The organism is Nocardioides sp. (assembly GCF_047606145.1).
Lineage (GTDB): Bacteria > Actinomycetota > Actinomycetes > Propionibacteriales > Nocardioidaceae > Nocardioides.
The window spans coordinates 21,807-29,832 of record NZ_JASGET010000049.1 but is presented as its reverse complement, the minus strand read 5'-3'; the positions used below and the strand labels follow the sequence as shown (position 1 = coordinate 29,832).

Sequence of the window (8,026 nt, the reverse complement as noted above, 5' to 3'; positions counted from 1 at the left end):
TGCGCCGCACGCACCGCCGCGCAGGCGGCGGTCGCGGCCGGGCGGGGTGCCGGCACCGAGGCCACCACCAGGTCGGGCAGGCCGCGCCGGCGGGCATGCTCGACGGCGAACCGGCGGCGCGTGGCGACGAGCGCCGAGTCGCCCTCCGGCAGCGCCAGCAGGATCCGGGTGTGTCCGCTCGCCAGCAGATGCTCGAGCTGCGCCGCGGCGTGCGCCGCCAGGCCGTCGGCCCAGCCGCCGCCCGCGTCGTCGAGGCCCGAGCCGGCCGGCTCGTCGTACGGCTCACCGAAGGAGAGCACCGCCCGTGGCGCCACCGTCCCGCGGACCCGGGCTCGCGTCTCGGCGTCCTCGCCGTGCCACACCAGCAGCACGTGGTCGTGCCGGGAGAGCTCGTCGTCGAGCCCGGCGATGAAGGACGCCGAGTAGTGACCGTCGAATCCCGGTGGCACGGTGAGCACCACGATCCGCGAGCTGCCCTCGCGCAGCGCGCGGGCGATGCCGTGCGGCCGGTAGCCCAGCCGGTCGGCCACCGCGCGCACCTTCTCCCGGGTGCTCGCCGAGATCGTCTGACCGGCCACGTCGTTGAGCACGAAGCTGACCGTCGCCCGGGAGACTCCGCTCGCCTCGGCCACGTCGCGCATGGTGACGCGACGAGCCGAGTCCGATCGCGTCGAGGTCGGCGGTCTCGGAGTCGGCTCGTCGGGGTTCACGCCTCCGGTCTGCCGATCGGGTTCTTGACGAACCAGTTCGCCACGTAGTCGAGGAAGACCCGCACCTTGCGGAGGGTGTGCGAGCCGGGGGAGTGCACCGCGTAGAGCGAGCGGGCCGGGCCCTGATACTCGGGCAGCACCCGTTGCAGCCGCCCGGCGGCGATGTCCTCGGCCGCGGTGCGCACCGGCATCAGCGCGATCCCGCGCCCGTGCACGGCCGCCTTGCGCAGGGTCAGATAGCTGTTGGAGGAGTAGACCGGCTCGGTGACCTTGAAGTTGAGCTCCTCGCCATCGGCGTGGAGATACCAGATCGGGTCGTTGATGTGCACCAGGCAGTCATGGTCGGCCAGGTCCATCGGTGCCACCAGCGGGTCGTGCTTGGCGAGGTAGTCGGGGGAGGCACACAGCTCGAACTCCAGATCGGTGAGCTTGCGCAGCAGCATGGTGGAGTCGCGCAGCTCGCGGGTGTGGAAGGCGACGTCGTACCCCTGGTCGAGGAAGTCGAAGGCGCGATCGGACATCCCGCCGACCTCGAAGCGGACGTGGATCTTGGGGTGGTCGACCGCGAACTCGGCGATCGCCTCGCCGAGGTCGAGATTGCCGATCCACTTCGGACAGATCACCGCCAGCGGTCCCTCCGCGCGATCCCGCAGGCCGCGCAGGGAGGTGTCCTCGGTGTCCAGCTCATCGAGCAGGTGCCGGGCGAACTCGTGGTGCCGTCGGCCGGCCGCGGTGAGGCTGACCGCGCGGGCGGTGCGGTTGACCAGCCGGATGTCGAGGTACTTCTCCAGGTCCGAGATGTGCCTGGAGACCAGCGATCCGGAGATGCCCAGGGTCTTCGCTGCCCGGCTGAAGCTGCCCTCGTCGCCGACGGCGACGAAGCTGCGCATCACGACGACCCGATCCACGATGAGGCTCCTTGAGACGGCGGACGACGGTGGCCGGGGCCACTGTAGCCCCGGGGAGGCGGCCCCGGCGTCGATCCAGTCCGATCCCGGTCCCGTCCCGGGCCGCGGTCCGGGCCTCGGTCTGGGCCTCGGCGCAGGACCCGGAACGGGACGGTCAGGCCGAGGTCTGCTCGACCCGGGCGTACCCGCGGATGTCCGGGTACGGCGGCTCGCGGTCGGCCTGCAGGTCGACCTGGAAGGCGTTGAGGCACATGCCCAGCATGGTGAAGTTGCCCAGCGAGGCGACCGTGTCGACCAGACCCTCGGGGCCGAAGATCGCGAGTGCCGCGGCGAAGGTCTCGTCGGTCACGAAGTGCTCGGTGAGGATCTCGGTGCAGAACTCGTAGAAGACGGTGTCCTCCTCGCGGGTGAAGACCGGTGTCTCCTTGCGGGCGATGGCGTCCACCGCGGCCTGGGGGATGCCCTCGGAGACGGCCTTGTCGACGTGCGCGTTCCAGGAGTACTGCGCGTCCCAGTTGCGCGCCGCGAGCAGCAGGGAGAGCTCGCGCAGCCGCAGCGGGATGCTGGAGTCGAAGCGCAGGAACGCGCCGAGTGCCTCGACCCGGTCGCAGGCCTCCGGGCTGTTGAGCCAGACCTGGAACGGCCCGCGGACGGCGCCGCGCCGGCCGGCGATCCGGCCGGCGACCTCGCGCTGACGCTCGGTCATGGTCTCGGGCTGGAGCTGGGGGAGTCGCATGGGTTCTCCTTCGGATGGAGCTGGGATGGAGCTCGAAACGTGGCTCGCAGGGAGCTCGGCCGGCCGTCGTCGGCCGGCCGGTGGACGTGGGATGGACGTAGGCGTGGGGTGGGTGTGGGATTGGCCTCGGATGGGCCTGGGATGCGTACGGCGCCGTCGGGCGTCGTACGGCCCAGGTCACTGGGAGGCCGCTAGGAGGAGGACGGTGCGCCGACCGGCCAGCGCCGCAGGACCAGGCGCTCGGCGGTGCCGATGATCAGGTTGACGGCGATGCCGATGACGCCGATGACGGCGAGCAGCGCGAACGCGCTCGGCGTCTGGAACATCTGCTGGTACTGGACGAGCAGGTAGCCGATGCCGCCGGTGGCCATCAGGAAGTCGACCAGCAGCGTGACGATCAGACAGATCGGTGCGGCGATCCGGACGCCCGTCGCGATCTGTGGGATCAGCGAGGGGAGCACGATCTTGCGCAGCCGGTCCCAGCCGGAGAGCTGCAGCGAGTCCGCCATCTCCAGGCGCAACGGAGCGAGCGCCGACCGGGCGGCCGCGGTGTTGAGCAGGATCGGCCAGATCGTGCCGTAGACCACGATCCCGATCTCGGTGCGGGCGGTGGCGTGGAAGAGGATCAGGGCCGCCGGAACGATGGCGGCGGCCGGGGTGGCCCGGACGAACTCGAACAGCGGCCCCAGCGCGCGACTGAGCGTCCGCGAGGCGCCGAGCGCCAGACCGAGCGCCACTCCCAGGATCGTGGCCACCACCAGGCCCTCGAGGAAGAGCCTCATGCTGGAGCCGATGGCCGGCCACAGCGCGCCGCTGGCGTCGATCTGCTTCAGCGCGTCCCACCAGGCCGACGGCGCCGGGACGGTCGGCGAGTCCGGGTCGCCGAAGATCTGCCAGAGGGCGAAGACGACGGCCAGCGGGACGAACCCACGCAGCGAACGGAGACTCATCCCGCCCTCCTCTCGGCAACGGCCGCGACGCCGGGCAGCACCAGCCGGAACAGCCAGACCAGGCCGAAGTTGACGCCGATGCCGAGGACCCCGGTGGTCAGCACGTAGACCCACATCCGGGCCGGCTGGTTCGCGCTCTGCTCCAGCACGAGCTGGTTGCCGATCCCGCTCTGCAGGCCGAGCATCTCGGCGACCACGCAGATCACCAGGGTGGCGGCCAGCGAGAGCCGGGCACCGACCAGCATCGCCGACCCGGTCGCCGGCAGGATGACCTTGGTCAGCTTGGCGAGCGGGGAGAGCCGCATGGTGCGGGCCACGTCGTGCAGTCGGGGCGGGATGTCACGCACGCCGCCGGCGGTGTTGATCAGCATCGGCCACAGCGCGGAGTAGGCGCCGAGCACGATCTCGGTCTTGCTGCCGGTGCCCCACACGATGATCGCGATCGGGATGAAGGCGACCACCGGGAGCGAGCGCAGCAGGTCGACGGTGGCGTTGGTCCACGAGGCGACTCCCCGGTTCAGGGTGAGTACGACGCCGAGCAGACCGCCGAGGACCGCCCCGATCGCCCAGGCCAGCAGGACCACCCCGACGGTGTGCCGCACCGCCTCCCACAACCCGCCGTCCTTGCCGGCGAGATATCGGAAGCCGTGCCAGATGTCGGTGGGCGTGGGCAGTGCGTCCTCGTTGACGACGCCGGCGCCGACCAACAGCTGCCAGGCGACGACCAGCACCACGATGACGCCGAGGCCGAGGAGGTTGACGCCTCCGCCGGCGCGGCGTACCCGGCCGTGTCCGCGGACCGCCGGGCGCGGTGCCGGTGCGGTCGGCTCAGTGACCGACGCGGCCATCGCGCAGCACCTCCGCCAGCTCGTGCCGGGCGGCGTGGAAGCCGGGCAGGTCCCGGGTGGCGATGCCGTCGCGCGGCCGGGGGAGGCCGGTGGTGACGGTGTGCACGATCGTGCCCGGGGTCCCCGGGCCGTCCGGGGTGTGGATGACCATCACCCGGTCGGAGAGGTAGACGGCCTCGTCCACATCGTGGGTGATGAACATGACGGTCTGGCCGGTCTGCGCCTGGACGTCCATCAGCTGGTCGTGCAGCGAGGCCTTGGTGATCGCGTCGAGCGCGCCGAACGGCTCGTCCATCAGCAGCACCTGCGGCTGGACGACCAGGGCCCGGGCGATCTGGACACGCTGCTGCATCCCGCCCGAGAGCCGCCATGGGTACTCCTCGGCACGCTCGGCCAGGCCGACCACCTCGAGCGCCTCCCGCACCCGGCGCCGACGCTCCGCCTTGCCGGTCTTGCCCTCCAGCGGAAGCGCCACGTTGTGCGCCACGGTGCGCCACGGCAGCAGCGCCGTGGCGTAGTCCTGGAAGACCGTGACGGCGCTCGCCGAGGGCCCGGTGACCGGTCGCCCGGCCAGCGTGACGGTGCCGCAGGTCGGGCGCAGCAGGCCGGAGAGCACCCGCAGCAGCGTGGTCTTGCCGGTCCCGGAGGGACCGACGATCGCCACGATCTCGCCGGTGCCGACCTCGACCTGGACATCGGTGAGGATCTCGCGGCCGCCCGGACCGGCCGGCAGCGTGACGCCGACGTCGCGCAGCTCGAAGAGCACCTCACGCGCTGGCTGTGGATCGGTCTGCCGATCGATCGCGGCCTCGGTGTCGGCCTTGGCCAGATCCGGTTGTTCCACAGCTACATCTCCACTCATGATTCACCTCTCACCCGGGCCGATGGGCCCCGATCCGACTGCCGATCCGACCGTCGGCCCGGGCGTCGTACCGCCGCTGGATCCTGTCTCGGCCCTGCTCAGCCCTGGTAGACCAGGTCGCCGATCGAGGTGTCGAAGTCCTTGGACAGGTCGCCCGCGGCCTGCATCGGCGCGACCCACGGCTCCAGGTAGGACTCCTTGGGCTCGAAGGAGACGAACTGCGTGACCGGGAACGTCTTGGCGACCTGCTCGGGGATCTCGAAGTCGTCGACGAGGATCTGGCGGGCCTTGGACATGTTCGCCTTCATCCAGGCCAGCGCCTGCTGCTGGGACTTGTTGAACGCCGCGATCGCCTCGGCGTTCTTCTCCGTCCAGGGCGTGTACGCCGCCCACCCGGCCGATAGGGCGGTGTCCTCGTCGCCGACGGCCTCCATCACCGGGTTGCCGAGGTCCTTGAAGCCCTCGCCGAGCAGCTGACCGTTGTAGGGGAAGATGGTGGCGGCGGCCTGGATGGTGCCGCTGGACAGGTCGCCGGCCATGTCGCTGAACGGGACCTGGAGGAGCTTGACGTCGGTCTTGCTCATCCCGGCGTTGACGAGCATCGCCACCACGCCCTCGTACAGGTTGCCCGACAGCGTGGGAACGCCGATGGTCTTGCCCTTGAGGTCGTCGACCGAGGAGAGGTCCTTGGCGCCGATCAGGTAGCTGTTGCGCAGCTTGCCGTTGTTCTCGATGTCCTCCGCGGCGAGCAGGACGACGTCGATGCCGTTGGCCGAGGCCTGCAGCAGGGTCGGCGGGGTGACGGTGATCAGGTCGTACTGCTTGCCGATGCTGCTCAGCAGCGCCGCCGAGGCCTGCGAGGCGGTCAGCTTGACGTCCAGGCCGTTCTGCTCGAAGAACCCCTGCTTGTCGGCGACCACGATGGTGGTGTTGGTCGGGTTGGGGTTGTAGGCGATGCGCAACGTCATCGAGCCTCCGGAGGCGGTGGAGCTCCCCGAGGAGCTGGTGCTCTTGGCCGACGAGCCGCACGCGGCGAGCACGCCGGTGACGCCGAGACCGAGTGCGACCGAGCCGGTGCGCACCAGGAACTGGCGTCTACTCGAGGTGATGGGATGTGGCACGACATACCTCCTGTGGTCGGTGCCGATGGCTGTGATGGGCTTAACAGTCGCCGACGGACATTGGAGAGTCCAGGGTTCGAACCACACCCATTCCGCAACATTAGGCTTCGCCTTCTCGCCATGTCTTCGAGAGGCCGCTCGCCTAGGGTCGGGGCGACGGCAATTGCCGCCATGTCCACGCGAGGAGAGGCGAATGACGATCATCAAGACGCGTGCGGTGACGCGCCTGGACCGCGGTGGAAGCGTGTGCACGCTGCCACTGATCACCCGCTGGAGCGCGACCGAGAAGGTCACGCTGACCTCGGGAATCAGCACCTATCCGGTCGGCACCGGGGCGCCGCTGCACACCCACAACTGCGTCGAGCACGTGACCCTGCTCAGCGGTCGTGCCGAGGTGATGATCGACGGCGTCGCCACCGAACTGGAGCCCTATGACACCACCTATGTCGAGGCCGGAATTCCGCATCAGTTCACGAATATCGCCGATGAGCCGATGGTGATCCTGTGGGTCTACGACACCGATGTGGTCACTCGGACTTTCTGCGACACCGGCATCACCGTCGAGCATCTCTCCGCCGAGGACATGATGGTCTCCGACTGACCAGCTGCCCCGGCCGCTGGCCGCGACAGCCGGTCAGGCAGCTGGTCAGGCAGCACCGTGTAGGCAGCGCCGAGTCGGCACTTGTTGTACGTCGGGGACCGCCCAGTCGGCGCTTGATGTACGCCGGGGACCGCCCAGTCGGCGCTTGATGGTCCAATAAGCGCCGACTCGGCGATTCGGGGTGGGTCGGCCATTCGGCGGGTGGTCGACTCGGTGGGTCAGAGGCCGTCCGGGACGATCGCGCCGATCCGCTCGGCGTCCGCGCGCAGGTTGCCGAGCAGCTTGGCCGGCACCGGGATCCCGTCGGCGCGACGCTGGGCCAGGGTGGCGGCGCCGCGCTCGCCCGGGAAGAGCAGCTCGCGGTCGGGGGAGTCCCGGGGCAGCGACTTCACCGCGTCGAGGGTGGCATCCACCGTGCTGCGGAAGTCGGCCACCGAGCCGAAGGCGGAGATGTCGACGGCCATCAGCACGGCGTTCTGGCGGTGCTTGCGGCCCTCGGGGCCGCCCGCGTGGAAGCGGCTCATGATCGGGTTGCCGACGAGCCCGCTGGCCAACAGCTCGAAGACCAGTGACATGCCGGCCCCCTTCGCGCCACCGACCGGCAGCGGGTACTTGGCCGCGGCGGGGTCGGTGGTCGGCGTACCGTCGGCGGCCACCGCGGCGCCTTCGGGCAGCGGGGTGCCGGCGTTCTTGTGCTGGGCGATCCGGCCCAGCGCGATCACCGCGGTGGCCATGTCGAGCAGCACCGTCGGGTACTTCCCGGCGGGCACCGCGACGGAGAGCGGGCTGGTCGCCACCGCCGCGGTCGACGCGCCCGGATAGGCCATGTTGGGCACGCCGGCCACGATGCCGAGGCCGGCCATGCCGTACTCGGCGGCCCGCGAGGTGTAGTAGCCGATCGCACCGGTGTGCACGGTGCCTCGCACGCCGACCCAGGCGACCCCGGCGGATCGGGCCATGCTCACGGCCTGGTCGACGGCGTGGGAGAGCGCCACCGGGCCGGGCGCCCCGTCCGCGTCGAGCACGGCGATCGCCGCACGCGGCTGCTCGACGGTGATGTCCGGCTTCGGGTTGGCCTCGCCCTTGGCGAACAGCTCCAGGTAGCGCGGTATCCGCGACACCCCGTGCGAGTCGACGCCGCGCAGGTTGGCCCAGACGAGTACGTCGGCGATGGTCTCGGCATGCTCGGTGCTCGTGCCGGCGGCGGTGAAGATGTTGCTGACGAGGGCCCGAAGGGTGGCTTCGGGGACGACGGTGCGTGGCGCGGCCATGGCTTGTTCCAATCGGTCG

The 8,026-nt window shown here is 70.6% G+C and carries 9 protein-coding genes; 1 reads left to right on the top strand and 8 read right to left on the bottom strand.

Translation table 11 applies throughout. The annotated features are described in order from the left end of the window. The 7 genes from QM638_RS06735 to QM638_RS06705 form a co-directional block, all read right to left on the bottom strand. A partial coding sequence (locus QM638_RS06735) for a LacI family DNA-binding transcriptional regulator (RefSeq protein ID WP_415141184.1) occupies positions 1-632 on the bottom strand: 632 nt, incomplete at its 3' end. A gap of 74 nt (positions 633-706) precedes the next feature. After that, the gene (locus QM638_RS06730) at positions 707-1,618 is read right to left on the bottom strand and encodes a LysR substrate-binding domain-containing protein (RefSeq protein WP_415141183.1); all 912 of its coding nucleotides are present in this window, start codon (positions 1,616-1,618) and stop codon (positions 707-709) included. 154 nt (positions 1,619-1,772) lie between these two features. Beyond that, a complete protein-coding gene (locus QM638_RS06725) occupies positions 1,773-2,354 on the bottom strand; it encodes a hypothetical protein (RefSeq protein WP_415141182.1) in 582 nt (193 codons plus the stop codon). A 191-nt stretch (positions 2,355-2,545) separates the two neighbouring features. After that, complete coding sequence (locus tag QM638_RS06720) at positions 2,546-3,304, bottom strand: ABC transporter permease (protein WP_415141181.1); 759 nt, start codon at positions 3,302-3,304, stop codon at positions 2,546-2,548. Further along, positions 3,301-4,152, bottom strand: a complete 852-nt coding sequence (locus QM638_RS06715; protein WP_415141180.1) for an ABC transporter permease — start codon at positions 4,150-4,152, stop codon at positions 3,301-3,303. The genes QM638_RS06720 and QM638_RS06715 overlap by 4 nt, the downstream gene beginning before the upstream one ends. Beyond that, positions 4,133-4,996, bottom strand: a complete 864-nt coding sequence (locus tag QM638_RS06710) for an ABC transporter ATP-binding protein (RefSeq protein WP_415141179.1) — start codon at positions 4,994-4,996, stop codon at positions 4,133-4,135. Before QM638_RS06710 ends, QM638_RS06715 begins: the two co-directional genes overlap by 20 nt. Before the next feature lie 116 nt (positions 4,997-5,112). Then, the gene (locus QM638_RS06705; protein ID WP_415141178.1) at positions 5,113-6,135 is read right to left on the bottom strand and encodes an ABC transporter substrate-binding protein; all 1,023 of its coding nucleotides are present in this window, start codon (positions 6,133-6,135) and stop codon (positions 5,113-5,115) included. Positions 6,136-6,328: 193 nt separating this feature from the next. Between QM638_RS06705 and QM638_RS06700 the strand changes: the two genes are divergently transcribed. Further along, the gene (locus QM638_RS06700) at positions 6,329-6,736 is read left to right on the top strand and encodes a cupin domain-containing protein (RefSeq protein ID WP_415141177.1); all 408 of its coding nucleotides are present in this window, start codon (positions 6,329-6,331) and stop codon (positions 6,734-6,736) included. A 218-nt stretch (positions 6,737-6,954) separates the two neighbouring features. Here the strand turns inward: QM638_RS06700 and QM638_RS06695 are convergent, their stop codons facing one another. Then, positions 6,955-8,007, bottom strand: a complete 1,053-nt coding sequence (locus tag QM638_RS06695) for an Ldh family oxidoreductase (protein ID WP_415141176.1) — start codon at positions 8,005-8,007, stop codon at positions 6,955-6,957. Positions 8,008-8,026 lie beyond the last annotated feature (19 nt).